Source organism: Streptomyces rhizosphaerihabitans (assembly GCF_025399795.1).
GTDB classification, from domain to species: Bacteria; Actinomycetota; Actinomycetes; order Streptomycetales; family Streptomycetaceae; genus Streptomyces; species Streptomyces rhizosphaerihabitans.
In genome coordinates this window covers 121,761-146,691 of record NZ_JAODTZ010000024.1, presented here as the reverse complement: position 1 = coordinate 146,691, position 24,931 = coordinate 121,761, and the positions used below count along the sequence as shown (strand labels likewise).

The following is a 24,931-nucleotide window of genomic DNA, read 5'->3' as shown; positions in this document are numbered from 1 at the left end:
AGAGGTCCTCAAGGAGTACGAGAAGTTCACGGGCAAGTAGCCCGTTCAGCCGACGACAGGACCGAGGCCCCGCCGGAACTCTCCGGCGGGGCCCTGCGTCTGCAAAGGAGACGCCAACTCCCGTCGGCATGAGGAATCTTGACGCCAATCGGTGTGTTGTTGTGATGTGCAGGACACCCCGACGGAGTGTGCCGCGTTGTACAACGTAAGCTGTACCGGTGCTGAAACGCGTCAAGTAGGGCGATAATACGCGACACCCGGCACCGTCGCGCTGAGCGGATCTTCGGGCGGCGTGTCCGAAATGGGCAGTGTTGGGTCGGCAGTGTAGAACGGGAGATGTGACGGCAATGGCTACGGTGACTCTCCAGCTCCGCGATGCGTGTGCCGTCCTCGCGCCGGGCGGCGAGAGGTGACCGAAGCCGGGACGGCCCGCACCGGCGATCCGGAGCGCGGCACCCTCGACAAAGCCGCGGACGAGAACTTCCCCGTGGCCCCGTTCTTCCTGCCCAGGGCCTGGCGCGACGACCTGATGGCCGTGTACGGCTTCGCCCGCCTCGTCGACGATATCGGTGACGGCGATCTCGCCCCCGGTGGCGCCGACGCCCGCCTGCTCGGCGTGCCGGATGCGCAGGCCGACGACCGTATGGTCCTCCTCGACGCCTTCGAAGCCGATCTTCACCGCGCGTTCGACTCGGCCCCGCGCCATCCCCTGCTGCGCCGGCTCCAGCCCACGGTCCGCCGCGCGGGCCTCACCCCCGAGCCCTTCCTCGGCCTGATCGCGGCCAACCGCCAGGACCAGCTCGTCAAGCGGTACGAGACCTACGACGATCTGCTCGCCTACTGCGAACTGTCCGCGAACCCCGTCGGCCGACTGGTCCTCTCCGTCACCGGAACGTCCACGCCCGAGCGGGTCCGCCACTCCGACGCGGTGTGTACGGCGCTGCAGATCGTCGAACACCTCCAGGACGTCGCCGAGGACCTCGGCCGCGACCGTGTCTACCTGCCCGCCGAGGACATGAAGCGCTTTCATGTCCTCGAAGCGGATCTTGCCGTCCCCACAGCAGGCGCATCGGTGCGAGCACTGGTTGCATACGAAGCAGAACGCGCCTTGAACCTCCTGAATGAAGGCACCCCCCTCGTGGGTAGCGTCCACGGCAGGCTGAAACTGCTGCTCGCGGGGTTCGTTGCGGGGGGAAGGGCGGCAATCCGTGCGATTGTCGCCGCCGAATACGACGTACTTCCCGGCCCGCCCAAGCCCGGCAAGCTCCAGTTGCTGCGCGAGGTGGGAGTGACTCTGCGAGGAGAGGGGTGATCCGGACCGTGGAGTCGGAACAGCACGTGTCCGCACCGGTGCTCGCCGCGTACAGCTATTGCGAGGCGGTGACCGGCCAGCAGGCGCGCAATTTCGCGTACGGCATCAGGCTTCTGCCGACGCCCAAGCGCCGTGCGATGTCGGCGCTCTACGCGTTCTCCCGGCGCGTGGACGACATCGGCGACGGCGTGCTGGCACCGGATGTCAAGGCGGTGCGCCTGGAGGAGACGCGGGCGCTGCTCGCCCGGGTCCGCGCGGGCGCGGTCGCCGAGGACGACACCGATCCGGTCGCGGTCGCCCTCAGCCACACCGCCGAGTACTTCCCGGTACCCCTCGGGGGCCTGGACGAACTCATCGACGGCGTACTGATGGACGTGCGCGGTGAGACGTACGAGACCTGGGACGACCTGAAGGTCTACTGCAGGTGCGTGGCCGGGGCGATCGGGCGGCTCTCGCTCGGGGTCTTCGGCACCGAACCGGGGGCGCGTGGCGCGGAGCGCGCGCCGGAGTACGCGGACACGCTCGGGCTCGCGCTCCAGCTCACCAACATCCTGCGGGACGTCCGGGAGGACGCCGAGGGCGGGCGCACCTATCTGCCCGCCGACGACCTGGCCAAGTTCGGCTGCTCGGCCGGGTTCGACGGGTCGACTCCGCCGCCGGGCTCCGACTTCGCGGGGCTCGTGCACTTCGAGGTGCGGCGGGCGCGTGCCCTCTTCGCCGAGGGCTACCGGCTGCTGCCCATGCTGGACCGGCGCAGCGGCGCCTGTGTCGCGGCGATGGCGGGCATCTACCGGCGTCTGCTCGACCGCATCGAGCGCGAGCCGGAGGCCGTGCTGCGCGGCAGGGTGTCGTTGCCGGGGCGCGAGAAGGCGTACGTGGCCGTGCGCGGCCTCTCCGGTCTCGACGCCCGGCACATCTCCCGCCGTACCGTCTGGAGGCGTGCCTGATGGAGGAAATGGGCCAAGGTGATTCCGTCGACGAAAAGCGGCACGCAACCCTCCGGAGCCAGGTGGCGTCCCTGACTGCAACGGCCTGCCGTGCACCGTTCAACCATCACGGCGCGGCCGCGGGGGAGGGTGCGCGATGAGTGAGGTCGAGTCCACGGACGACTCCGGCCGGACCGCTGCCGTGGTGATCGGCGGAGGGCTCGCCGGGATCACCGCCGCGCTCGCGCTGGCCGACGCCGGGCTGCGGGTGACCCTGCTCGAAGGCCGGCCGCGCCTCGGCGGACTCGCGTTCTCCTTCCAGCGCGGCGAGCTCACCGTGGACAACGGGCAGCATGTCTTTCTGCGCTGCTGCACCGCCTACCGCTGGTTCCTCGACCGCGTCGACGGAGCCTCGCTCGCACCCCTGCAGGATCGTCTCGACGTGCCCGTTCTCGACCTGGACGCACCTTCGGGAAGACGGCTCGGCAGGATCGGCCGCAGCGCTCTGCCGGTACCGCTGCATCTGGCGCGCAGCCTGGCGACGTATCAGCATCTGTCGCTCGCCGAGCGTGCCAAGGTCGGCCGTGCCGCGCTCGCGCTCAAGGGTCTGGATCTCACCGATCCGGCACTCGACGCGCAGAACTTCGGCGACTGGCTCGCCGGGCACGGTCAGTCGGAACGTGCCGTCGAAGCACTGTGGGACCTCGTGGGGGTCGCCACCCTCAACGCGGTGGCCCAGGACTCCTCGCTCGGGCTCGCCGCGATGGTGTTCAAGACGGGTCTGCTGTCCGACCCGGGCGCGGCCGACATCGGCTGGGCGCGCGTCCCGCTGGGCGAACTGCACGACACCCTCGCCCGCAAGGCGCTCGACTCCGCGGGCGTGCGTACCGAGATCCGTACACGCGTCACCTCCGTCTCCCCCTACGAAAACGGGCGTTGGAGCGTTCAGGTTCCCGGCGAGCGCATCGAGGCCGACACGGTCGTGCTCGCCGTACCCCAGCGCGAGGCCCACGAACTTCTGCCCCAGGGGGCGCTCGACGCCCCCGAGCGGCTTCTGGAGATCGGCACCGCGCCGATCCTCAACATCCACGTCGTCTACGACCGCAAGGTCCTCACCGCGCCGTTCTTCGCCGCGCTCGGCTCCCCGGTGCAGTGGGTCTTCGACCGCACCGAGGCGTCCGGGCTCCGGGAGGGGCAGTACCTGGCGCTGTCGCAGTCGGCGGCACAGGACGAGATCGACGAGCCCGTCGCCGTGCTCCGGGAGCGGTATCTGCCGGAGCTGGAGCGGCTGCTGCCCGGTGCGCGCGGCGCCGGAGTGAAGGACTTCTTTGTGACCCGGGAGCGCACCGCGACGTTCGCCCCCGCCCCGGGCGTCGGGCGGCTGCGGCCCGGTGCCCGCACCAAGGCCCCCGGCCTGTACCTGGCCGGAGCGTGGACCGCCACAGGGTGGCCCGCGACCATGGAGAGTGCGGTTCGCAGTGGAGTCGGTGCGGCGGGAGCCGCACTGGACGCCCTGGGCCGGCCCCGCGATCACCTGCTCGGACTCTTCGAGGAGGCGGCATGACGCTCGACCGGAGCCTGGCAGGCCCCCGCACCCCCGGTACCGCAACAAGAGGAGAGATCGTGCCCACTGTGCCCCCGGCCGAAACGGCTGCCGACGCGGTGGACGTGACCGCGCTCCTGGAGCGCGGCCGGACCCTGGCCACACCGGTGCTCAAGGCGGCCGTCGACCGTCTGGCGGCGCCCATGGACACCGTCGCCGCCTACCACTTCGGCTGGATCGACGCCGAGGGCAACCCCGCGGACGGCGACGGCGGCAAGGCGGTACGCCCCGCGCTCGCCGTGCTCTCCGCGCAGGCCGCCGGCGCCGAGCCCGAGGTGGGCGTCCCCGGCGCGGTTGCGGTCGAACTGGTGCACAACTTCTCGCTGCTGCACGACGACCTGATGGACGGCGACGAACAGCGCCGCCACCGCGACACCGTCTGGAAGGTGCACGGCCCCGCCCAGGCCATCCTGGTCGGCGACGCCCTGTTCGCGCTGGCCAACGAGGTCCTCCTGGAGCTCGGCACCGTCGAGGCCGGCCGTGCCACCCGGCGCCTGACGACCGCCACCCGGGCCCTCATCGACGGCCAGGCCCAGGACATCTCCTACGAGCACCGCGACCGGGTCAGCGTCGAGGAGTGCCTGGAGATGGAGGGCAACAAGACGGGCGCCCTGCTCGCCTGCGCCTGCTCCATCGGCGCGGTGCTCGGCGGCGCCGACGACCTCACCGCCGACACCCTGGAGCGCTACGGCTACCACCTCGGCCTGGCCTTCCAGGCCGTCGACGACCTCCTCGGCATCTGGGGCGACCCGGAGGCCACCGGAAAGCAGACCTGGAGCGATCTGCGCCAGCGCAAGAAGTCCCTGCCGGTCGTGGCCGCGCTCGCCGCGGGCGGTCCCGCCTCCGAGCGGCTCGGTGACCTGCTCGCCGAGGACGCCAAGGCAAGCGACTTCGAGAACTTCTCCGAGGAGGAGTTCGCCGCGCGCGCCGCGCTCATCGAGGAGGCGGGCGGCCGCGAGTGGACCGCCCAGGAGGCGCGCCGCCAGCACGCGATCGCCATCGAGGCACTGGACGCCGTCCCGATGCCTGAGCATGTACGCGCCCAGCTCGTGGCGCTGGCCGACTTCGTAGTCGTACGGAAGAGATGATCGTTATCGGTCGAATAAACCTCGCGTAGTCGCCGGCCGGTGCCTTTCCCAAGCTTCGAACCTCGTTCGAGCGGGGGGATATCCATCCGAACGAACGCACCGGCCGACGGCGGACCCACAGCAGAGACGTACCACTGCACGAAGGGGAAGCCATGACAGCGACGACCGACGGAAGCACCGGGGCCCTGCCGCCCCGCGCTGCCTCGGCCAGCGAAACCCAGCACCAGACCACTCCCGAGGCGGCCGGGACGGTCGAGACCCGAGACGCCGCCACGCGTGCCATGGAGCGTGCCACGGACTTCCTGCTCGCGCGGCAGGACGCCCAGGGCTGGTGGAAGGGCGACCTCGAGACGAACGTCACCATGGACGCCGAGGACCTGCTTCTCCGTCAGTTCCTGGGGATCCGGGACGAGCCGACCACCCGCGGCGCCGCGCTGTTCATCCGCGGCGAGCAGCGCGAGGACGGCACCTGGGCCTCGTTCTACGGCGGTCCGGGCGAGATCTCCACCACCATCGAGGCGTACGTCGCCCTGCGGCTGGCCGGGGACGCCCCGGACGAGGCGCACATGGCGAAGGCGTCCGCGTGGATCCGCGAGCGCGGCGGCCTCGCCGCGGCCCGTGTCTTCACCCGGATCTGGCTCGCCCTCTTCGGCTGGTGGAAGTGGGACGACCTGCCCGAACTGCCGCCGGAGCTCATCTACTTCCCCAAGTGGATGCCGCTGAACATCTACGACTTCGGGTGCTGGGCGCGGCAGACGATCGTGCCGCTCACCATCGTCTCCGCGAAGCGTCCGGTACGACCCGCGCCCTTCCCGCTCGACGAACTGCACGCCGACGCCCGTAACCCCAACCCGGCCAGGCCCCTTGCTCCCGTGGCCAGTTGGGACGGCGCCTTCCAGCGCCTGGACAAGGCCCTGCACCAGTACCGCAAGGTCGCGCCGCGCGCCCTGCGCAGAGCGGCGATGAACACGGCGGCCCGCTGGATCATCGAGCGTCAGGAGAACGACGGTTGCTGGGGAGGCATCCAGCCGCCCGCCGTCTACTCGGTCATCGCCCTGCACCTGCTCGGCTACGACCTCGAACATCCGGTGATGCGCGAGGGGCTGACCTCGCTAAACCGTTTCGCCGTATGGCGCGACGACGGTGCCCGGATGATCGAGGCCTGTCAGTCGCCGGTGTGGGACACCTGCCTGGCGACCATCGCGCTGGCCGACGCGGGAGTGCCCGCCGACCATCCGCAACTCGTCAAGGCCGTGGACTGGATGCTCGGGGAGGAGATCGTCCGGCCCGGCGACTGGTCGGTCAAGCGCCCCCAACTGCCCCCGGGCGGCTGGGCGTTCGAGTTCCACAACGACAACTACCCCGACATCGACGACACCGCGGAGGTCGTCCTCGCACTGCGCCGCGTCCGGCACCACGACCCGGACCGCGTCGAGAACGCCATCGGACGCGGGGTCCGCTGGAATCTCGGCATGCAGTCCAAGGACGGCGGCTGGGGCGCGTTCGACGTCGACAACACCAGCGCCTTCCCCAACCGGCTGCCGTTCTGCGACTTCGGAGAGGTGATCGACCCGCCCTCCGCCGATGTCACCGCGCACGTGGTGGAGATGCTGGCGTTCGAGGGGCTCGCGCACGACCCGCGCACCCGCCGGGGCATCGAGTGGCTGCTCGCCCACCAGGAGCCGAACGGGTCCTGGTTCGGGCGCTGGGGCGTCAACTACGTCTACGGAACAGGGTCGGTGGTCCCCGCGCTCGTCGCGGCGGGGCTGCCCGGCTCGCACCCCGCGATCCGCCGGGCCGTGGCCTGGCTGGAGACCGTGCAGAACGACGACGGCGGCTGGGGCGAGGACATGCGCTCCTATGACGACAGCCCCGGATGGAGCGGGCGCGGCGCCTCGACCGCCTCCCAGACCGGCTGGGCACTGCTCGCCCTGCTGGCCGCGGGGGAGTGCGAGTCCAAGGCCGTGGAGCGCGGGGTGGTCTGGCTCGCTCAGACCCAGCTCCCCGACGGCTCCTGGGACGAGCCGTACTTCACGGGGACCGGATTCCCGTGGGACTTCTCGATCAACTACCACCTCTACCGGCAGGTCTTTCCGCTCACCGCGCTCGGCCGCTACGTCCACGGAGAGATCTTCTCCGCGGCGAAGGGGGGCTGATGGACAGGCGGCCCGCACCGGACCCGCTGCTGATCGCCTGCGCGCTCGGCATCGAGCACCTCGCCCTGCGCAGCGGTGACCGGAGCGGCGCCGGCGGGCCGGTCACCGTGCTGCGCACCGGCATGGGACCCAAGGCCGCCGACCGGTCGGTCACCCGGGTGCTCGCCGACCCGGCGCTGTCCGCCGCGGCCGTGCTGGCCACCGGCTTCTGCGCGGGGCTCGCCCCGGGCATGCATCCCGGTGACCTGGTCGTCGCCGAGGAGACCCGGGACCCGAGCGGCACCACGCCGTGCGTGGGCACCGATCTCCTGGTCAAGGAACTCGTGCGCGCCGTGCCCGGCCGCACCGTCCACACGGGGCCGCTCACCGGCTCCGATCACGTGGTCCGCGGTCACGAGCGCTCCGATCTGCTCGCGACCGGTGCAATCGCCGTCGACATGGAGTCCGCCGCCACTCTGCTCGGCGCGGTCCGCTCGGGCACGCGTCCCGTTGCGGCCGTACGGGTGGTCGTGGATGCTCCAGAACATGAACTCGTCCGAATCGGCACGGTCCGCGGTGGAATATCAGCTTTCCGTGTTCTTCGTGCAGTGCTTCCCGCTTTTTTCGAATGGCACCGTTCTTTGTCGCTCCCTCGGAGGTGAGCCGTATGGCCATGCCGCTTCGGCAGTCCATGAAGGTCGCTGCATACCTGTTTGAACAGAAGCTCAGGAAGCGGGACAAGTTCGCCCTGCTCGTCGAGTTGGAACCGCTCTTCGCGTGCAATCTCGCGTGCGAGGGCTGCGGCAAGATCCAGCACCCCGCCGGTGTGCTCAAGCAGCGCATGCCGGTCGCCCAGGCCGTCGGCGCGGTCCTCGAATCCGGTGCGCCGATGGTGTCCATCGCCGGTGGCGAACCCCTGATGCATCCTCAGATCGACGAGATCGTGCGGCAGTTGGTGGCCAAGAAGAAGTTCGTCTTCCTCTGCACCAACGCGATGCTGCTGCGCAAGAAGATGGACAAGTTCAAGCCCTCGCCGTACTTCGCCTGGGCCGTGCACATCGACGGGCTGCGCGAGCGGCACGACGAGTCCGTCGCGAAGGAAGGCGTCTTCGACGAGGCGGTCGCGGCCATCAAGGAGGCCAAGCGCCGCGGCTTCCGGGTCACCACCAACTCGACCTTCTTCAACACCGACACCCCGCAGACCATCATCGAGGTGCTCAACTACCTCAACGACGACCTGAAGGTCGACGAGATGATGCTCTCGCCCGCCTATGCCTACGAGAAGGCCCCCGACCAGGAGCACTTCCTCGGCGTCCAGCAGACCCGGGAGCTGTTCAAGAAGGCCTTCGCGGGCGGCAACCGGCGCCGCTGGCGGCTCAACCAGAGCCCGCTCTTCCTGGACTTCCTGGAGGGCAAGGTCGACTTCCCGTGCACCGCGTGGGCGATCCCGAGCTACTCGCTCTTCGGCTGGCAGAAGCCCTGCTATCTGATGAGCGACGGGTACGTGCAGACGTACAAGCAGCTCCTGGAGGAGACCGACTGGGACTCCTACGGCCGCGGCAAGGACGACCGGTGCGCGAACTGCATGGCGCACTGCGGCTACGAGCCGACGGCGGTCCTGGCCACCATGGGCTCCCTCAAGGAGTCGATCCGGGCGGCCCGTGAGACCTTCACGGAAAGCCGCGGGTGACGTCGTGACCGCCGTCTCCCTGGGCCTGCCCGAGGTACCGGTCCGGCCGATCGCGGAGCGCCGTGTCTCGCGGCGCATCCAGGTCGGACCGGTGGCGGTCGGCGGCGGGGCGCCCGTGTCGGTGCAGTCGATGACCACCACCCGTACGTCGGACGTCGGCGCGACCCTTCAGCAGATCGCCGAGCTGACGGCGTCCGGCTGCCAGATCGTCCGTGTCGCCTGTCCCACGCAGGACGACGCGGACGCGCTCGCGACCATCGCCCGCAAGTCGCAGATCCCGGTGATCGCGGACATCCACTTCCAGCCGAAGTACGTGTTCGCGGCGATCGAGGCGGGCTGCGCGGCGGTGCGGGTGAACCCCGGCAACATCAAGCAGTTCGACGACAAGGTGAAGGAGATCGCGCGGGCCGCGAAGGACGCCGGGATCCCGATCCGTATCGGGGTGAACGCCGGCTCGCTCGACCGGCGGCTGCTGGAGAAGTACGGCAAGGCGACGCCCGAGGCGCTCGTGGAGTCGGCGCTGTGGGAGGCGTCGCTCTTCGAGGAGCACGGGTTCCGGGACATCAAGATCTCGGTGAAGCACAACGACCCGGTGGTCATGGTCAACGCCTACCGGCAGCTGGCCGCCCGGTGCGACTATCCGCTGCACCTCGGCGTGACCGAGGCCGGCCCGGCGTTCCAGGGGACGATCAAGTCGGCCGTCGCGTTCGGCGCGCTGCTCAGTGAGGGCATCGGCGACACCATCAGGGTCTCGCTGAGCGCGCCGCCCGCCGAGGAGTGCAAGGTCGGCATCCAGATCCTGGAGTCGCTGGGGCTGCGGCAGCGGCGCCTGGAGATCGTCTCCTGCCCGTCCTGCGGGCGCGCCCAGGTCGACGTGTACAAGCTGGCCGACGAGGTCACGGCCGGTCTGGAGGGGATGGAGGTCCCGTTGCGCGTCGCCGTCATGGGCTGCGTCGTCAACGGTCCCGGCGAGGCACGGGAGGCGGACCTGGGGGTCGCCTCCGGCAACGGCAAGGGGCAGATCTTCGTCAGGGGCGAGGTCATCAAGACCGTCCCGGAGTCGAAGATCGTCGAGACCCTCATCGACGAGGCGATGAAGATCGCGGAGCAGATGGAGAACGACGGCGTCGCGTCCGGAGAACCGGCCGTCACCGTGAGCTGATCAGCACGGACCGAGAGGGGGCCCGACGTGACGATTCTGGAGAACATCCGGGGACCACGCGACCTGAAGGCGCTGTCCGAGGCGGAAATCGGTGAACTGGCCGAAGAGGTGAGGGAGTTCCTGGTGCACGCGGTCGCCAGGACCGGCGGTCACCTCGGACCCAATCTGGGAGTGGTGGAACTGTCCATCGCCCTCCACCGGGTCTTCGAGTCGCCCGTCGACCGCATTCTGTGGGACACCGGCCATCAGAGCTACGTACACAAGATGTTGACTGGGCGTCAGGACTTCTCCAAGCTGCGGGGCAAGGGCGGCCTGTCCGGCTATCCCTCGCGCGAGGAGTCCGAGCACGACGTCATCGAGAACAGCCACGCCTCGACCGCGCTCGGCTGGGCGGACGGGCTCGCCAAGGCCCACCAGGTGCAGGGCGAGAAGGGCCACGTCGTCGCGGTCATCGGCGACGGCGCCCTGACCGGAGGCATGGCGTGGGAGGCGCTGAACAACATCGCCGCCGCCAAGGACCGGCCGCTGATCATCGTCGTGAACGACAACGAACGCTCGTACGCGCCGACCATCGGCGGCCTCGCGAACCATCTCGCGACCCTGCGGACGACCGACAGCTACGAGCAGGTCCTCGCCTGGGGCAAGAGCGTCCTGCTGCGCACCCCCCTCGTCGGCAACACGATCTACGAGTCGCTGCACGGCGCCAAGAAGGGCTTCAAGGACGCCTTCGCGCCGCAGGGCATGTTCGAGGACCTCGGGCTCAAGTACGTCGGCCCGATCGACGGTCACGACGTGGGGGCCGTGGAGTCCGCGCTGCGCCGGGCCAAACGCTTCCACGGACCCGTCCTCGTCCACTGCCTGACGGAGAAGGGGCGCGGCTACGAACCCGCGCTCGCGCACGAGGAGGACCACTTCCACACGGTCGGGGTGATGGACCCGCTCACCTGCGAGCCGCTCGCGCCGTCCAACGGCCCCTCCTGGACCTCCGTGTTCGGCGAGGAGATCGTCAGGATCGGCGAGGAGCGCGCGGACGTCGTGGCCATCACGGCGGCCATGCTGCATCCGGTGGGGCTCGGGAAGTTCGCCGAGCGGTTCCCCGACCGGGTGTGGGACGTCGGCATCGCCGAGCAGCACGCCACGGTGTCCGCGGCCGGACTCGCGACCGGCGGTCTGCATCCCGTCGTCGCCGTGTACGCGACCTTCCTCAACCGGGCTTTCGACCAGCTCCTCATGGATGTCGCGCTGCACCGCTGCGGTGTGACCTTCGTCCTCGACCGGGCCGGGGTCACCGGCGTCGACGGCGCCTCGCACAACGGCATGTGGGACATGTCGATCCTCCAGGTCGTGCCCGGCCTCAGGATCGCCGCGCCGCGCGACGCCGACCAGCTGCGGGCCCAGCTGCGGGAGGCGGTCGCCGTCGACGACGCGCCGACCCTGATCCGCTTCCCGAAGGAGTCGGTCGGTCCGGCGATCCCCGCGGTGGACCATGTGGGCGGGCTCGACGTCCTGCACCGGGGCGAGCACCCCGAGGTGCTGCTCGTCGCGGTGGGCGTGATGGCGCCGGTCTGTCTCCAGACCGCCGACCTCCTGGAGTCCCGCGGCATCGGCTGCACGGTCGTCGACCCGCGCTGGGTCAAGCCCGTCGACCCGGCGCTGCCCCACGTCGCCGCCGAGCACCGGCTCGTCGCCGTCGTCGAGGACAACAGCCGGGCATCCGGCGTCGGCGCGGCCGTCGCGCTGGCCCTCGGGGACGCCGAAGTCGACGTGCCCGTACGGCGGTTCGGCATCCCGGAGCAGTTCCTCGCGCACGCCAAGCGCGCCGAGGTGCTGGCCGACATCGGGCTCACGCCCGTGGAGATCGCCGGGCGGATCAGCGCGGGCCTGGCGATCAGGGACGAGCGGGCCAAGGCCGCGTACGAGCTGTCGAAGGCCGCCGACCGGTCGGCCGAGGATGAGTCGTCCAAGGAGAAACAGGAATGACCGACCCTGCCCAGAAGGGGGAGTTCGACCTCGGTGCACTCCTCGCCGAGCGCGGAGCCGAGCGCTACGAACTGCACACGAAGTACCTGAACCACCAGCTCCCGCGCATGCTGCACACCATCGGCTTCGACAAGGTGTACGAGCGGGCCGAGGGCGCGCACTTCTGGGACGCCGACGGCAACGACTACCTGGACATGCTCGCCGGGTTCGGGGTGATGGGCCTCGGCCGCCATCACCCCGTCGTCCGGCAGGCGCTGCACGACGTCCTCGACGCCTCGCTCGCCGACCTCACCCGCTTCGACTGCCAGCCGTTGCCCGGCCTGCTCGCCGAGCGACTGCTCGCCCACAGCCCGCACCTGGACCGGGTGTTCTTCGGCAACAGCGGTACGGAGGCGGTCGAGACCGCGCTGAAGTTCGCCCGGTACGCCACCGGCAGGCCGCGGATCCTGTACTGCTCGCACGCCTTCCACGGGCTGACCACCGGCTCCCTGTCCGTGAACGGCGAGGACGGCTTCCGCGACGGCTTCGCACCCCTGCTGCCCGACACCGCCGTCCCACTCGGTGATCTCGACGCCCTGGCGAGGGAGTTGAAGAAGGGCGACGTCGCCGCGCTGATCGTGGAGCCGATCCAGGGCAAGGGCGTCCACGAGTCCCCGCCCGGATATCTGCGCGCCGCCCAGGAGTTGCTGCACCGGCACAAGGCACTGCTCATCGCGGACGAGGTGCAGACCGGCCTCGGCCGCACCGGCGACTTCTACGCCTACCAGCACGAGGAGGGCGTCGAACCGGACCTCGTGTGCGTGGCCAAGGCGCTCTCCGGAGGCTATGTGCCGGTCGGCGCGACCCTCGGCAAGGACTGGATCTTCAAGAAGGTCTACTCCTCGATGGACCGGGTCCTCGTGCACTCGGCGAGCTTCGGGTCCAACGCGCAGGCCATGGCGGCGGGACTCGCGGTGCTCTCCGTGATGGAGAACGAGCAGATCGTCGCCAACGCGCGGATCACCGGAGAACAGCTCAAGTCCCGGCTGGCGGCCCTGGTCGACCGGTACGAGCTGCTCAGCGACGTACGCGGCCGGGGGCTGATGATCGGCATCGAGTTCGGCCGGCCCACGTCGCTCAAGCTGCGCAGCCGCTGGACCATGCTGCAGGCCGCGCGCAAGGGCCTGTTCGCGCAGATGGTCGTCGTCCCGCTGCTCCAGCGGCACCGCATCCTCACCCAGGTCTCGGGCGACCACCTGGAAGTGATCAAGCTGATCCCGCCGCTGGTCATCGACGAGCGGGATGTCGACCGGTTCGTGGAGGCCTTCAGCGCGGTGATGGAGGACGCGCACAGCGGCGGCGGGCTCATGTGGGACTTCGGGAAGACGCTGGTGAAGCAGGCGGTGGCGAACCGCTGAGACCCGGCCGTTCCGGCGGGTCTCCGTCGTCGCCGCGTGGCCGCGGAGGGGGTGCGGCGCCGGCTCGGGCGCGGGAGCGGCGTCGCCCCGGGGCGGAGCGCGGCGCAGACGGTGGCGAGGACCCGGCGTCGACGGTGGCGAGGACCCGGCGTCGACTCGGCCGTGGACCCGGTGTCGCAGACACCGGCCTCTTTGCCTCTGGGGCAAGAAAATTGCCCCAGAGGCAATCATCGGGCTCAATGGCCGTATGAGCCCTGTAGATCCAGGGGCGGCCGACGAGCCGTCCGCCGAGTTGCACGCCGTGGCGCCCCGGCTCCGCGCGCTGCGCCGCGGTGCCTCCCTCACGCTGGAGGCCGCCGCCCGCGCCGCCGGACTCTCGCCCGCGCATCTCTCCCGTCTGGAGACCGGGCAGCGCCAGCCCTCGCTGCCGATACTGCTCACGCTGGCCCGTGTCTACGGTACGACGGTCTCCGAACTGCTCGGTGAGACGGTCGCCGACCGTGACGCGATCGTGCGGGCCGCCGACATGGAACCGGCCCCGGCGGGCGGCTGGACCTACTGGCAGGCCGGCGCCGCGGGCCGCGGTATGCAGGCGCTGCGCGTGCATGTCCCGTACGGCTCGCAGGGCGACATCGTGCGCGTCCATCCGGGCGAGGAGTGGCTGTACGTCCTCCAGGGGCGGCTCAGGCTGCGCCTCGGGGACACCGCGCACGTCCTCGCGCCGGGGGACAGCGCCCACTTCGACTCGCTGACCCCGCACCGCATCGCCGCCGCCGAGCGCGACGGAGCCGAGCTCCTCTTCGTACACACCCTGCTGCAGAGCCCCGTCGCCGCACTGTGCCTCGGCCCGGCGGCGGGCCACCCCACCTCGGGAGAGACGTCATGACCGAACCCACCGAACCCCGCCGGCGGTCCATGGAGGAGAAGTTCCCGCGCGCCCTGTGGGTGCGGCTGATCATCTACGTCGCCGTCGGCCACCTCTTCGCGGCCTTCGTCTACCTGCTCTTCACGCTGGGCGCGCAGAACCAGTAGAAACCCGGGGCTGCGGGCCCGGCTCAGTCCAGCAGCCGCTCGCGCAGCCGCTCCAGCAGCTCCGGCGTCATCCCTAGTCCCTGCTCCAGGTAGACATCGACATTGCCCCACGTCTCCTCGATCGTCTCGAACGCGGCCGTCAGGTACTCGGCGCGTGCGTCGAACAGGGGGCTGAGCAGTTCCATCACCTGGGGGGAGTACGCGTCGGGCGAGGAGCTGTCGCGGCGCACCTTGTAGCGGCGGTGCGCGGCGTTCGACTCCAGGTAGTCGGCCACGATCGCGTCGCGCTCGACGCCGAGGGCGAGCAGGGTGACGGCGATGGACAGTCCGGCGCGGTCCTTGCCGGCCGCACAGTGCATCAAGGCGGGCACGCTGTCCTCGGCCAGGGCGTGCAGCACCTGGGAGTGCTCGGCCGTGCGCTCCTTGATGATCGCGCGGTAGGAGTTGACCATCCGGTTCGCGGCCTTGCCGTCGCCGAGGATCGCCCGCAACTGGTCGAGATCGCCGCCGCGGACCATCTTCCAGAACACGCTGCCGTCCGCCGGGTCGGTCAGCGGGAGGTTCACGTTCCGTACGCCCGGCAGCTCGACGTCCGGGCCCTCCAGTTTCTGGTCCGCGCCATTACGGAAGTCGAAGATCGTGTGGAGTCCCAGGGAGGCGAGGAACGCGGCGTCCTCCTCCGTGGCGTGAGCGAGGTGGCCACTGCGGAACAGGTGCCCGTAGCGCACTCGTCGGCCGTCCGCGGTGGGCAGGCCGCCCACGTCGCGGAAGTTGCGCACTCCGCCGAGCTCGGGCTCGGTCGACGGGACCTGCTGCGTCACGGGGGCTCCTCCCATTCGGCCGCCGGCGCCGCCGGGTGGACTCGGCGTCGCTCGTCGGCAGTTGTGTCCGGCTAGCGCTCTCGACGATACGACATGGGTTCCTGGGGCAATGAGTTGTCCACAGGCGTCGCGTCTCGGACGAAACGCCGTTGATGAGACTGTCTCATGGGTACGTACGTTCGAATTAGTCGCCCGGCCACGCCTTGAGTCGCGTGCGACCGACGGGGTGAATTGCTCATAGATGTGGCATTACTGCCTTTCTAATCACTACATGCCGATTTGCGTGCCGACCTACCCGGAGATCCCAATGTGATGGTTGTCAGGCAACATCGCATCTGACTGTTCTGTCCGAATTAGCGCCTTCGTGCCAACTGGCCCTGGAATGAAGCACCCTGGGACGAGTCGCGTGAGGAGCGTCATATTCGTGACGATGCGTTGCCGTCCTCCTTTCTCAATCCGCCCGCAATTACCGGCGTGTTGAGGGGCCGGAAAGATCGTCAGTCCACAGAGGGTGACGGCAATTCCCGCCTGGATCAAGAAAGGTGAGTGCGCAGAAAGCGCACGTAGTTGTCGACGCGCTCTCATCTCGCTTACGTTCTGCCTCAATCCGGACGGACGCCCAATCCTGCCGCCGCCCGGAATCCGCACACTCACCCGTACACGGCAGGAGCGGGGGACCCACAGGTTCCGCGCCTGGTCCGGTCTCCGGAACAGGCTAGGGGTACAGCCACGCAGCAGCGTGGCCGGGCATCTCCAGCCCGCACCCGACAGCTCACCCCGCAGGCGCCGGAGAGGAAATCGTCATGCCCGCGAAGGGTAAGCACCGCCGTCCCAAGTCCCTGCGTTTCACCCGCTCGATCGCCGTGGCCGGAACCGGTGGCGCCGCACTCGCGCTGCCGCTGATGGGAGCCACCGGCGCCCACGCCGCGACCCCGGCCACCGCCGTCACGCAGCATGTCGAGAAGGCCGCGACCGCCGCCGCGAAGGCCGCCACGACGAAGACGTACGCGGTGAAGACCGGCGACTATCTCTCGAAGATCGCCGACGAGCACAACGTCAGCGGCGGCTGGAAGAAGATCTACTCCGACAACCGCTCCGCCATCGGCGGCGACCCGTCGCTGATCCACCCCGGTCTGAAGCTGTCGCTCGGCAAGAAGGCCGCCTCCACCGGCGCCGCCCACGCGGCCACCCACGCGGCCACCCGGGCGACGACCTCGGCGGCGAAGACCGACCAGGCGACCCCGGCCACCGACACCGCCGCCTCCAACGGCGCTTCCACCAGCAGCGGTTCCGGCTACACCCTGCCGGTCCAGGGCAGCTCCGTCGGCACCGGCTACAAGGTGGCGGGCAGCATGTGGTCCAGCGGCTACCACACGGGCGTGGACTTCGTGGTTCCCACCGGTACCACGATCAAGTCCATAGCCGCCGGCACCGTCGTCTCCGCGGGCTGGGGCGGCGCCTACGGCAACCAGGTCGTCATCCAGCACGCCGACGGCAAGTACTCCCAGTACGCCCACATGTCGTCCCTGTCCGTCTCGGCGGGGCAGACCGTGACCGAGGGCCAGCAGGTCGGCCTCTCCGGCGCGACCGGCAACGTCACCGGACCGCACCTGCACTTCGAGATCCGCACCACGCCGGACTACGGCTCCGACGTCGACCCGGTCGCCTACCTGCGCTCGCACGGTGTCGCCGTCGGCTGACGCCTCACCCTGAGCTCATGAGGCTTGCCCTGATCCTGACGGCAGGACGGCCTCCGCGACACCGAAGGCCGGACCCCATGATCCCCGGGGTCCGGCCTTCAGTGTTTCCCGTACAAGGCGCGTGACCACCGTCGGGCAAGGCGCGTGACCGCCGGGCGATTTCCCGTGATTCCCGCGGTCCGTGGGTGATCGCTCCTTCAACGTCCTTGATCCGAGCCGTATTCCAGAGTTGACCAATGCTTGGCGAGTGGCTTATCTCACCGTCCGTCAACCCTTCCCTACGGTCGCGTAGCTCACATCCGAAGGTGAATCATGTGTCGATGTGGCAGACGATTCGAAGAATGACAACAGATCAGTGATCGGGTCGTACGTGGCGGTGGGGGACAGCTTCACCGAGGGCGTCGGCGACCCTGGGCCCGACGGGGCGTTCGTCGGTTGGGCCGACCGGTTCGCGGTACTTCTCGCGGACCGGCGACCCGAGGGCGACTTCAATTACACCAACCTCGCCGTGCGCGGCAAACTGCTCGACCAGATCGTCGAGACCCAGCTCCTGAAGGCCAAGGAACTCGGCCCGGACATGGTCTCGTTCTGCGCGGGCGGCAACGACATCATCCGCCCCGGAACCGACCCCGACGAGGTCGCGGAGCGCTTCGAGCGCGCGATCGCCGACCTCACCTCCGCCGTCGGCACCGTCATGGTGACCACCGGCTTCGACACCCGCGGCGTCCCCGTGCTCAAGCATCTGCGCGGCAAGATCGCCACCTACAACGGACATGTGCGGGCCATCGCGGACCGCTACGGCTGTCCCGTCCTCGACCTCTGGTCCCTGAAGACGATCCAGGACCGCCGCGCCTGGGACGGCGACCGACTGCACCTCTCGCCCGAGGGACACACCCGGGTGGCGCTCCGGGCCGGACAGGTACTCGGCCTCGACGTACCCGCCGACCCGGACCAGCCCTGGCCGCCCCTCCCGCCGCGCGGCACTCTCGAGATGCGCCGCGACAACATCCAGTGGGCGCGCGAGTATCTGGTCCCGTGGATCGGACGGCGGCTGCGCGGGGAGTCCTCGGGCGATCACGTGGCGGCCAAGGGAACCCTGTCACCGGACGACATCAAGATGCGCATCGAGTCGGTGGCCTGAGACAGGGCCACCCCCGGTCGCGTCACGGGCGGCGCGGGTCCGGGCCGGGCTCGACCGGCCTGGGATCGCGCCGGCGTACGGGGTGGGCCGTGCTCGACCGGTGAGGTGAGAGCGCGGGAGTGGCGCGGGGCGGGGCACGGCCGAGCCCGTGGGTCCGCGTACCAGGACGCGCACACCAAGGCCCTCCAGTACGCCCGGCCCGGCGGTCACCGCCTGGGCCGGCTGGTCTCGCTCACGGAGGGCGGCAGCGCCGCGTCCCGCCCGGTACCGGTCGCCGCGTCCGCCCTCGGTCAGGGCGGATCAGGGGTACCGGTCGCTCCCGGCGGGATCCGGGACTCTGTCGTCCTCATGGCGGTGTACGAACCGGACCGAGGCGGCGCGCAGCGCAGCGCCGGAGCACCGCGCCCCGCAGCCGTGCCAGGGCTTGTCTGGCAATTCACGTCGGATCGGACCGCGGCGTCCGGTGCCGTGCGTCGCGAGGTGGAGGGTCGCCCTCGTGCTGGGCGTACTCGGGTATGCCCGACAACGCGGCGTGGGGGTCCCCCCTGCTCGAAGAGCTCGGGGGAGTGCGGTGCCAGGCGCCGCGGGCCCGGCGGGAATGGTCGGACAGGCCCTAGCGCACCGCCGCCATCAACGCCTCGCGCTCAAGGCCCAGTTCACGGGCGAGGGCCTCGTCCACCCACTCCTGGGTCCGCGCCCGTGACACGGCTCCCGAGTACGCCGTCATCTGGACGGCCAGTCCGTCCAGCAGCGCCGTGAGTCTGAGGGCCGTGCTCGTGGGGTCCGGGCAGCGGAACTCGCCCGCGGCCACACCCTCCGCGATCACCTCGGTCATCGCGGCCTTCCACTGCCTGTCGAGATCGCGGGTGACCTCGCGCAGCGTGGGCTCACGCAGGGCGACCGCCCAGCCCTCGATCCACAGGCGCCAGCCCTTCGCCTGCCCCGTCGGGGCGTACCAGCGAACGGCGGTACGAAGGCGTCGCAGTGCCGTCGTACGGCGGCCGAGCAGCTTGCGCAGATGGGCGAGGTCGTCCTCGGCCGCGTAGGTGAACGCGGCGGCGACCAGCTTCTCCTTCGTCGAGAAGTGGTAGAGCACCAGCGCGTTGCTCACGCCGAGGGACGAGGCCACGTCGGCGATCCGTACCGCCGCCACGCCCCGCGCCTCGATCTGTTCGACGGCGGCGCGCAGCAACTCCTCACGCCGTTCCGCCACGCTCAACCGCACTCTCGCCACGCGGCAACCCTAATCCCTTGCCAAGGACAGTGCTGAAGGAGGTCCATTCCTCTGGTCTGTTCGAGTGCGGGACCGCGACGTCTTCGGCAACCCGGGCTGAAGAAGGCCTCTGTGTAGATCGGCGTGCGGTTTCGGTACTCATAGTGGTGGTGGCGTGGGCGCCGGACGGATGCCTTGAGCCGTCCGGGGCCTGCATTCCTCTATCCAGAGCGGCGACGTCTGGTGCCCTCGCGCTGCCATCGGCGTCAACACCATTTGCATGAAGCCTCGTTGGTGTTGGTGACGCGAGTCCGCCGCACGGTGACCTCTCGATACGCCCGAGCCGTCCGAGCTCCAGCGCAGACCGAGGCCCGCGAGGTGAACTGGTGCCACGAACGGCTGCTGAGGTGGCGGACCAGCCCCCGCGCTGAGTCCTGGGATTAGGTCGCCGCGTGGTTCCGCGTGAGCTCGTGACGAGCCCGAACTACACCAAAGGGAGGAACATCTTGATCTACTGCGGCATCGACTGGGCGGAGAAGACACACGACGTTGCCCTGGTGGACGACACCGGCGAGTTACTGGCCAAGCGCCACATCACCGACGATGCGGCCGGCTACAAGGTCCTTCTGGATCTGCTCGCTGAGTACGGCGACACCGATGAGAGCCCCATTCCTGTCGCGATCGAGACGTCCCGCGGCCTCTTGGTGGCGGTGCTGCGGACCGGCACGCGGCAGGTGTTCGCGATCAATCCGTTGGCCGCGGCCCGCTACCGCGACCGGCACAGCGTCTCGCGCAAGAAGTCCGACCCCGGTGATGCACTGGTGCTGGCGAACATCCTGCGCACCGACATGCACGCCCACCGGCCGCTGCCGCAGGACAGTGACCTGGCCCGAGCCGTCACCGTCCTCGCCCGCGCGCAGCAGGACGCGACGTGGAACCGGCAGCAGGTCTCCAATCAGCTCCGGTCTCTGCTGCGCGAGTACTACCCGGCCGCCCTGGACGCCTTCTCCATCTGGCAGAACGGTCTCTGCCGCCACGAGGCCCACGAGATTCTCAGACTCGCTCCGACCCCTGCCCGAGCCGCGCGGCTGACCCGCACCCAGCTGCAGGCCGCGCTCAAACGGGCCGGCCGCACGCGCGGCATCGAATCGGACGCTGAGCGGCTTCGCGAGACCCTTCGTTCGGACTCGCCCCGCCAGGCTCTGTTGGTCGAGGATGCCCTCGGCAAGCAGATGCTCGCTCTCCTGGTCCAGCTCGAAGCGGCCTGCAGGGCCGCCGACGGCCTCGCGAAGGCAGTGGAGGAGGCCTTCCCCCAGCATCCGGACGCTGAGATCTTGCTCAGCTTCCCTGGCCTCGGCATCCAGCTCGGCGCCCGGGTGCTGGCCGAGATCGGAGATGACCGGCAACGGTTCGCCGATGCCCGCGGGCTGAAGGCATACGCAGGCTCCTCGCCCATCACCAGAGCCTCCGGCAAGAAGTCGAGCATCACCCGACGCTGGGTGAAAAACGACCGCCTCAACCACGCTGGCTATCTATGGGCCTTCTCATCAATCACTGCCTCACCCGGCGCCAACTCCCACTACCGGCGCCGCCGCGATGACCACGGAGACTGGCACGCCGCCGCCCAGAGAAACCTCTTCAACCGCATGATCGGCCAGCTCTACCACTGCCTTCAGCAACGCAAACTGTTCGACGAACACACCGCCTTCCCCAGCCAACTCGCCGCCGCCGCTTGACGACTTAGGCCCCTGAGGTGTCTACACAGCCCTTTGGGGAGAGGCCCGACAGGAGTTGGCACCTCCCCCGGGGCGGCGCCGCCCGTCCCGCCGGGGGCCTGGCCGTCCCGTCCGGAGTCCAGCCGTCCCGTCCGGAGTCCAGCCGTCCCGTCCGGAGCCCGGCCGTTCGATCGGCCCGGGTCGGCCCGATCCGGGCTGGCCGGGTCCAGTCGACTGCGGCCGACCTCAGTCGACGAACTGATAGTCGGCCTTGATGCGGCCTTCCTCGTCCAGGACGAGGAACTCCAGCCCGCCACCCGTGACCTGTCCGTCCCCGGTGCGGAAGGACTCCCAGCGGAAAGTGATCACGTCGTTCAGCCGGCGGGCGGGCTCCTGGATCCTGAAGACGTACGTCCCCGGAGCCACGAACTCCTCGTAGGCACGTGTCATGCGCGCGTGCAGCTCGTCGTGGCCCCTGGCCTCAAGCACGGCGGTGCCGAAGCCGAGGGACACGGCCCGGTCGTGCATCTCCTGCGGAGGGCGCAGGAGATGCACCCCGTCCTCGGCCCACAGCTCGTGCACGCACTTGCGGCGGATCTCGGCGTCGGGCTCGTTCCAGACGCCGATGTAGCGCTCGATCAGGTCCTGCGCGTCGATGGCGGACATGGTGCTCCTCGTGCGGGTCGGTGCGCGTTCTCGCGCGGTCGCTCTGACGACACCGACTCTGCTGCGGCCCGGCCCGCGGCTCAATTCCCGCCAGGGAATCGCCGCTCCGGGCGCGGACTCCCGGGCGCGGACTCCAGGCACGGACTCCCGAGGTGGCCGGGCGGCGGACCGGCCACCGGCCCGACGAGTTCGCACCGGCCCGGCGAGTTCGCGGCGGAGGGCGGTCAGCGGCTCCGCGTCCTCACCGGTACCACCCGTACCGCTCCGCGATGACCGGCAGCCGGTCGGTGACGATGGCGTGGGCGGCGGCCCGCGGCGTCGTGCCGTCGGCCTCCGCGCGCGCGAGGGTCCGGTCGATCAGGGCGCGCATGGAGCTCCGGGTGTGGGCGAACGCCTCGTCCGCGTCGGCGCCGATGTCGCCGAACAGGGTCCACCACCACCAGGCGTTCGTACCGGAGTTGACCACGACGTCCGGCAGGACGGTGACCCCGCGCGCGGCGAGCAGCAGCTCCGCGTCCGCCAGGACGGGCATGTTGGCCGCCTCGACGATCCAACGGGCCCTGATCCCTTCCTGGTTCGCCGTGTCGATCGCGTAGGAGACCGCGGCGGGCACCAGCACCTCGACGTCGGCGGACAGCCAGGCGTCGCCGGGGAGTTCACGGTCGGCGTGGCGCAGCACCGCGCGGTCGACGGTCCCGTACGCGTCCCGTGCCCCGAGCAGCGCCTCGACGTCGAGGCCGTCCGGGTTCGCGATCGTTCCCTTGACGTCGGCGACGGCCACGATCTTGAGCCCCGCGCGCGCGAGGAAGCGCGCCGTCGCCCCGCCCATGGTCCCCAGGCCCTGCACGGCGACGCGCGTTCCCGCGTACTCCACCCCGGCCCGGTCCAGGGCGGCGAGCACCGACTCGGCGACTCCGCAGCCGCCGACCAGTTCGTCGAGGCCGATGCCGTCCACCTCGACCGCGAAGGCGTCCGCGAGCCGTTTCCGGGCCGCCGCCTCGTCGTCGAGCAGCGGGTACACGGCCTGGATGGACGACACGAGGCCCGCCTCCTCGGCGGCCCGGTCGACCAGGTCCTGGCTGAGCCCGAGATCCTCGCCGGTGGTCCAGAAGGCCTCGATGTACGGGCGCATGGCGCGCAGATAGCGCACCAGGAGACCGTACGCCGCCGGGTCCTGGGGATCGCAGTCGATGCCGCCCTTGGCGCCGCCCAGCGGGATGTACCGGCCCTCGGGGTTGTAGTGCAGGGCCTCTTTCATGGTCATGCCACGGGCGAGCCCGGTGACCTCCTCCAGTGTGCAGCCGGGCCGCATCCGCAGACCGCCGCTGGAGACGCCGCGCACGAGCCGGTCGACGACGAGGTATCCCGGGCGGCCGGTGACATGGTCCGTCCAGGTGAGCGTCATCAGGGGGGCGGTCATGGGGTCTCCTCGGGGATGGCGATCAGGGTGGGGCCGGGGGTGCGCAGCGCCTCGGTGAGCGCGGCGGTCAGCTCGTCCGGGCTGTACGCGTGCGTGCCCTGTCCCCCGTAGGCGCGGGCCAGGGCGGGCAGGTCGACCGGCGCGAGGTCGACGGCCGTGGGGGTGTCGCCCCGGGCGGCCATCTCGTCGCGGATCTCCCCGTAGCCGCCGTTGTCGAATACCACGACGGGCAGCGGGAGGCCGAGCTGTGCCGCGGTCGCCAGTTCCTGCACCGTGAACTGGAGGCCGCCGTCCCCACTGAGCGCCACCACCTGACGCTCGGGGCACGCCGCCTTGGCACCGATCGCCGCGGGCAGCGCGTAGCCGAGCGTTCCGAAGCCGGTCGGGTGAAGATAGCGGCCCCCGGGGCCGAGCGGGAGATGGGGGAGCGCTCCGTAGTAGCAGCACTGGGCGCTGTCCGAGGTGATCACGGCGTCGTCGGCGAGGACGGAACGGACGGCCCGCAGGTACGGGATCCAGCGGGCGTCCCGTCCGGCGGTCTCGGCGTTGCGGGCGGCCCGCAGGACTGCGGCCCGCCGGACGGGGTCCTCGTCCGGCACGCGCGCGCGGCGGCTTGCACCGCCGGGCGACTCGACGGCGGTGAGCAGGGCCGTCAGGGCGAGCCGCGCGTCGCCGACGACGGCGATGTCCGCCGGGAGCCCCGCGTACATCTGGTCCGGGTCCAGGTCCACGCGGATCAGCGTGCCGTTCAGGGCGGGCGGCGCCGACCACAGGTCGGACTCGGCGAGTTCGGTACCGACGGCGAGCACCGCGTCGCGTTCCGTGAGCCACTTCTGGACCGAGGGGCTGTGGAGGGACACGCCGAGGGACAGCGGATGGGTCTCGGGAACGATCCCCTTGCCGTTGGCCGTCGTGAGGACGGGAGCGCCCAGCGTCTCGGCGAGGGCGACGCCCGGAACGGCCGCGCCGCGCGCTCCGCCGCCGAGCACGAGCGCCGGACGGCGTGCCCCGCGCAGGGCTTCGGCGGCCCGCTCCACGGCCGCCGCTACGGGGGCGAGGGGAACGGCGGGAGGGGTGAGGCGGACCGGACCGGTCTCCTCGGCGGCCTCCAGTAGATCGAGGGGGATCTCGATGTGCGCGGGGCGCGGCCGACGGGTGCGGAAGAGCGTGAAGGCGCGTGCCACCGCCGCGTCGATCTCCGCGACCGAGGACACGCGATGGCTGAACGCGGCCACGCCCCGCAGGGCCTCCGTCTGACTGCGCGTCTCGTGCAGCAGACCGGTGGCGAGCCGCGGATGGCGCAGCGGCATTCCGGGGGAGACGACGAGCAGCGGCACGCTGTCCGAGTACGCCTGGCCGACGGCCGCCGCCGCGTTCAGCAGGGCGGGACCGGTCGTCGTGATCACGACACCCGGGCTCTGGGTCACGCGCGCGTAGCCGTCGGCGGCGTATCCGGCGCCCTGTTCGTGGCGCGTCAGGACGTGCCGGATGCCGTACGAGGACAGGTGGCGGTAGATCTCCAGGTTGTGCGTTCCCGGGATGCCGAAGACCCGGGTCACGGCGTGGCCGCACAGGGCGCGGACGAGTGCCTCGCCGCCGGTGAGCGTCTCGTCCATCACAGGCTCCGCGCGATGACGCGCCGCACGATGTCCGGGGCGCCCTCGGTCTTCGCCGGCGCGGCGGGGAGGTCGGACACGGTGTCTCCAGGGGTGGACGGGCCGGTGTGGCTCTCGGGCCACCGGGACGGTTACCGGTCTACTGAATCATGAGTCAGTATCGGAGTGGGAGTCGGGTCATGTCGACGCACTGAATCGATCGTCAGTAGCGGCGTCGGCGTGCCCCGGTGCGACGGTGTGGAGCGGCGCGGGTCCGCTCGGTGAACTCGGTCCGTACCCGGATGTGCTCGCACCGTGACGGGTCACCGGCGGCC

Annotated in this window: 21 protein-coding genes, 1 pseudogene and 1 riboswitch; of the genes and pseudogenes, 17 read left to right on the top strand and 5 right to left on the bottom strand. The window is 70.4% G+C overall.

The annotated features are described in order from the left end of the window. Positions 1 to 409 precede the first annotated feature (409 nt). The 13 genes from hpnC (at position 410) to N4G66_RS23925 (ending at position 14,325) form a co-directional block, all read left to right on the top strand. On the top strand, positions 410 to 1,312 hold the full coding sequence (hpnC, locus tag N4G66_RS23980) for a squalene synthase HpnC (RefSeq protein ID WP_261706232.1): 903 nt from the start codon (positions 410 to 412) through the stop codon (positions 1,310 to 1,312). Further along, a complete protein-coding gene (gene hpnD, locus N4G66_RS23975) occupies positions 1,309 to 2,259 on the top strand; it encodes a presqualene diphosphate synthase HpnD (RefSeq protein ID WP_261706231.1) in 951 nt (316 codons plus the stop codon). The genes hpnC and hpnD overlap by 4 nt, the downstream gene beginning before the upstream one ends. Continuing rightward, positions 2,259 to 2,399 (top strand): DUF6380 family protein, encoded by a 141-nt coding sequence (locus N4G66_RS45970; RefSeq protein ID WP_391858869.1) that lies wholly within the window; start codon positions 2,259 to 2,261, stop codon positions 2,397 to 2,399. The genes hpnD and N4G66_RS45970 overlap by 1 nt, the downstream gene beginning before the upstream one ends. Continuing rightward, complete coding sequence (gene hpnE, locus N4G66_RS23970; RefSeq protein ID WP_261706230.1) at positions 2,396 to 3,802, top strand: hydroxysqualene dehydroxylase HpnE; 1,407 nt, start codon at positions 2,396 to 2,398, stop codon at positions 3,800 to 3,802. The genes N4G66_RS45970 and hpnE overlap by 4 nt, the downstream gene beginning before the upstream one ends. After that, positions 3,799 to 4,929, top strand: coding sequence for a polyprenyl synthetase family protein (locus N4G66_RS23965; protein ID WP_261706229.1), 1,131 nt, complete (start codon positions 3,799 to 3,801; stop codon positions 4,927 to 4,929). Before hpnE ends, N4G66_RS23965 begins: the two co-directional genes overlap by 4 nt. 152 nt (positions 4,930 to 5,081) lie before the next feature. After that, positions 5,082 to 7,085, top strand: coding sequence for a squalene--hopene cyclase (gene shc, locus N4G66_RS23960; protein ID WP_261706228.1), 2,004 nt, complete (start codon positions 5,082 to 5,084; stop codon positions 7,083 to 7,085). Next, the gene (locus N4G66_RS23955; RefSeq protein ID WP_261706227.1) at positions 7,085 to 7,726 is read left to right on the top strand and encodes a phosphorylase family protein; all 642 of its coding nucleotides are present in this window, start codon (positions 7,085 to 7,087) and stop codon (positions 7,724 to 7,726) included. Before shc ends, N4G66_RS23955 begins: the two co-directional genes overlap by 1 nt. Before the next feature lie 5 nt (positions 7,727 to 7,731). Further along, positions 7,732 to 8,754, top strand: a complete 1,023-nt coding sequence (gene hpnH / locus N4G66_RS23950) for an adenosyl-hopene transferase HpnH (protein WP_261706226.1) — start codon at positions 7,732 to 7,734, stop codon at positions 8,752 to 8,754. A 4-nt stretch (positions 8,755 to 8,758) separates the two neighbouring features. Beyond that, positions 8,759 to 9,916, top strand: coding sequence for a flavodoxin-dependent (E)-4-hydroxy-3-methylbut-2-enyl-diphosphate synthase (gene ispG / locus N4G66_RS23945; protein ID WP_261706225.1), 1,158 nt, complete (start codon positions 8,759 to 8,761; stop codon positions 9,914 to 9,916). A 27-nt stretch (positions 9,917 to 9,943) separates the two neighbouring features. Then, a complete protein-coding gene (dxs, locus tag N4G66_RS23940) occupies positions 9,944 to 11,896 on the top strand; it encodes a 1-deoxy-D-xylulose-5-phosphate synthase (RefSeq protein WP_261706224.1) in 1,953 nt (650 codons plus the stop codon). Further along, positions 11,893 to 13,293, top strand: a complete 1,401-nt coding sequence (locus N4G66_RS23935; protein ID WP_261706223.1) for an aspartate aminotransferase family protein — start codon at positions 11,893 to 11,895, stop codon at positions 13,291 to 13,293. Before dxs ends, N4G66_RS23935 begins: the two co-directional genes overlap by 4 nt. Before the next feature lie 247 nt (positions 13,294 to 13,540). Then, positions 13,541 to 14,179, top strand: a complete 639-nt coding sequence (locus N4G66_RS23930) for a helix-turn-helix domain-containing protein (protein ID WP_261706222.1) — start codon at positions 13,541 to 13,543, stop codon at positions 14,177 to 14,179. A 29-nt stretch (positions 14,180 to 14,208) separates the two neighbouring features. After that, positions 14,209 to 14,325, top strand: a complete 117-nt coding sequence (locus N4G66_RS23925) for a DUF6126 family protein (RefSeq protein WP_081221928.1) — start codon at positions 14,209 to 14,211, stop codon at positions 14,323 to 14,325. A gap of 23 nt (positions 14,326 to 14,348) precedes the next feature. Here N4G66_RS23925 and N4G66_RS23920 read toward each other — a convergent pair whose 3' ends face one another. Then, positions 14,349 to 15,146: a tyrosine-protein phosphatase gene (locus N4G66_RS23920; RefSeq protein ID WP_261706220.1), complete on the bottom strand. Its 798-nt coding sequence runs from the start codon at positions 15,144 to 15,146 to the stop codon at positions 14,349 to 14,351. Positions 15,147 to 15,787: 641 nt separating this feature from the next. Beyond that, positions 15,788 to 15,947: riboswitch (cyclic di-AMP (ydaO/yuaA leader) on the top strand. A 2-nt stretch (positions 15,948 to 15,949) separates the two neighbouring features. On the opposite strand from N4G66_RS23920, the gene N4G66_RS23915 reads away from it, so the two are divergent. From N4G66_RS23915 to N4G66_RS45965, 3 genes and pseudogenes are all read left to right on the top strand, one after another. Next, positions 15,950 to 16,846: a LysM peptidoglycan-binding domain-containing M23 family metallopeptidase gene (locus N4G66_RS23915; protein WP_261706219.1), complete on the top strand. Its 897-nt coding sequence runs from the start codon at positions 15,950 to 15,952 to the stop codon at positions 16,844 to 16,846. A 355-nt stretch (positions 16,847 to 17,201) separates the two neighbouring features. Then, the gene (locus N4G66_RS23910; RefSeq protein WP_261706238.1) at positions 17,202 to 17,987 is read left to right on the top strand and encodes an SGNH/GDSL hydrolase family protein; all 786 of its coding nucleotides are present in this window, start codon (positions 17,202 to 17,204) and stop codon (positions 17,985 to 17,987) included. A 105-nt stretch (positions 17,988 to 18,092) separates the two neighbouring features. Continuing rightward, positions 18,093 to 18,317: pseudogene (locus N4G66_RS45965) on the top strand (SIMPL domain-containing protein); the annotation flags it as partial. Between the two features lie 283 nt (positions 18,318 to 18,600). Here the strand turns inward: N4G66_RS45965 and N4G66_RS23905 are convergent. Beyond that, positions 18,601 to 19,221: a TetR/AcrR family transcriptional regulator gene (locus tag N4G66_RS23905; RefSeq protein ID WP_261706218.1), complete on the bottom strand. Its 621-nt coding sequence runs from the start codon at positions 19,219 to 19,221 to the stop codon at positions 18,601 to 18,603. A gap of 485 nt (positions 19,222 to 19,706) precedes the next feature. On the opposite strand from N4G66_RS23905, the gene N4G66_RS23900 reads away from it, so the two are divergent. Beyond that, complete coding sequence (locus N4G66_RS23900) at positions 19,707 to 20,936, top strand: IS110 family transposase (protein ID WP_449343317.1); 1,230 nt, start codon at positions 19,707 to 19,709, stop codon at positions 20,934 to 20,936. A 225-nt stretch (positions 20,937 to 21,161) separates the two neighbouring features. On the opposite strand, the gene N4G66_RS23895 is transcribed toward N4G66_RS23900, so the two are convergent. From N4G66_RS23895 to N4G66_RS23885, 3 genes are all read right to left on the bottom strand, one after another. Beyond that, complete coding sequence (locus N4G66_RS23895) at positions 21,162 to 21,581, bottom strand: hypothetical protein (RefSeq protein WP_261706217.1); 420 nt, start codon at positions 21,579 to 21,581, stop codon at positions 21,162 to 21,164. Positions 21,582 to 21,822: 241 nt separating this feature from the next. Further along, positions 21,823 to 23,001: a Glu/Leu/Phe/Val dehydrogenase dimerization domain-containing protein gene (locus tag N4G66_RS23890; RefSeq protein WP_261706216.1), complete on the bottom strand. Its 1,179-nt coding sequence runs from the start codon at positions 22,999 to 23,001 to the stop codon at positions 21,823 to 21,825. Further along, positions 22,998 to 24,617, bottom strand: coding sequence for a 5-guanidino-2-oxopentanoate decarboxylase (locus N4G66_RS23885; protein ID WP_261706215.1), 1,620 nt, complete (start codon positions 24,615 to 24,617; stop codon positions 22,998 to 23,000). The genes N4G66_RS23890 and N4G66_RS23885 overlap by 4 nt, the downstream gene beginning before the upstream one ends. Between the last annotated feature and the right edge of the window lie 314 nt (positions 24,618 to 24,931).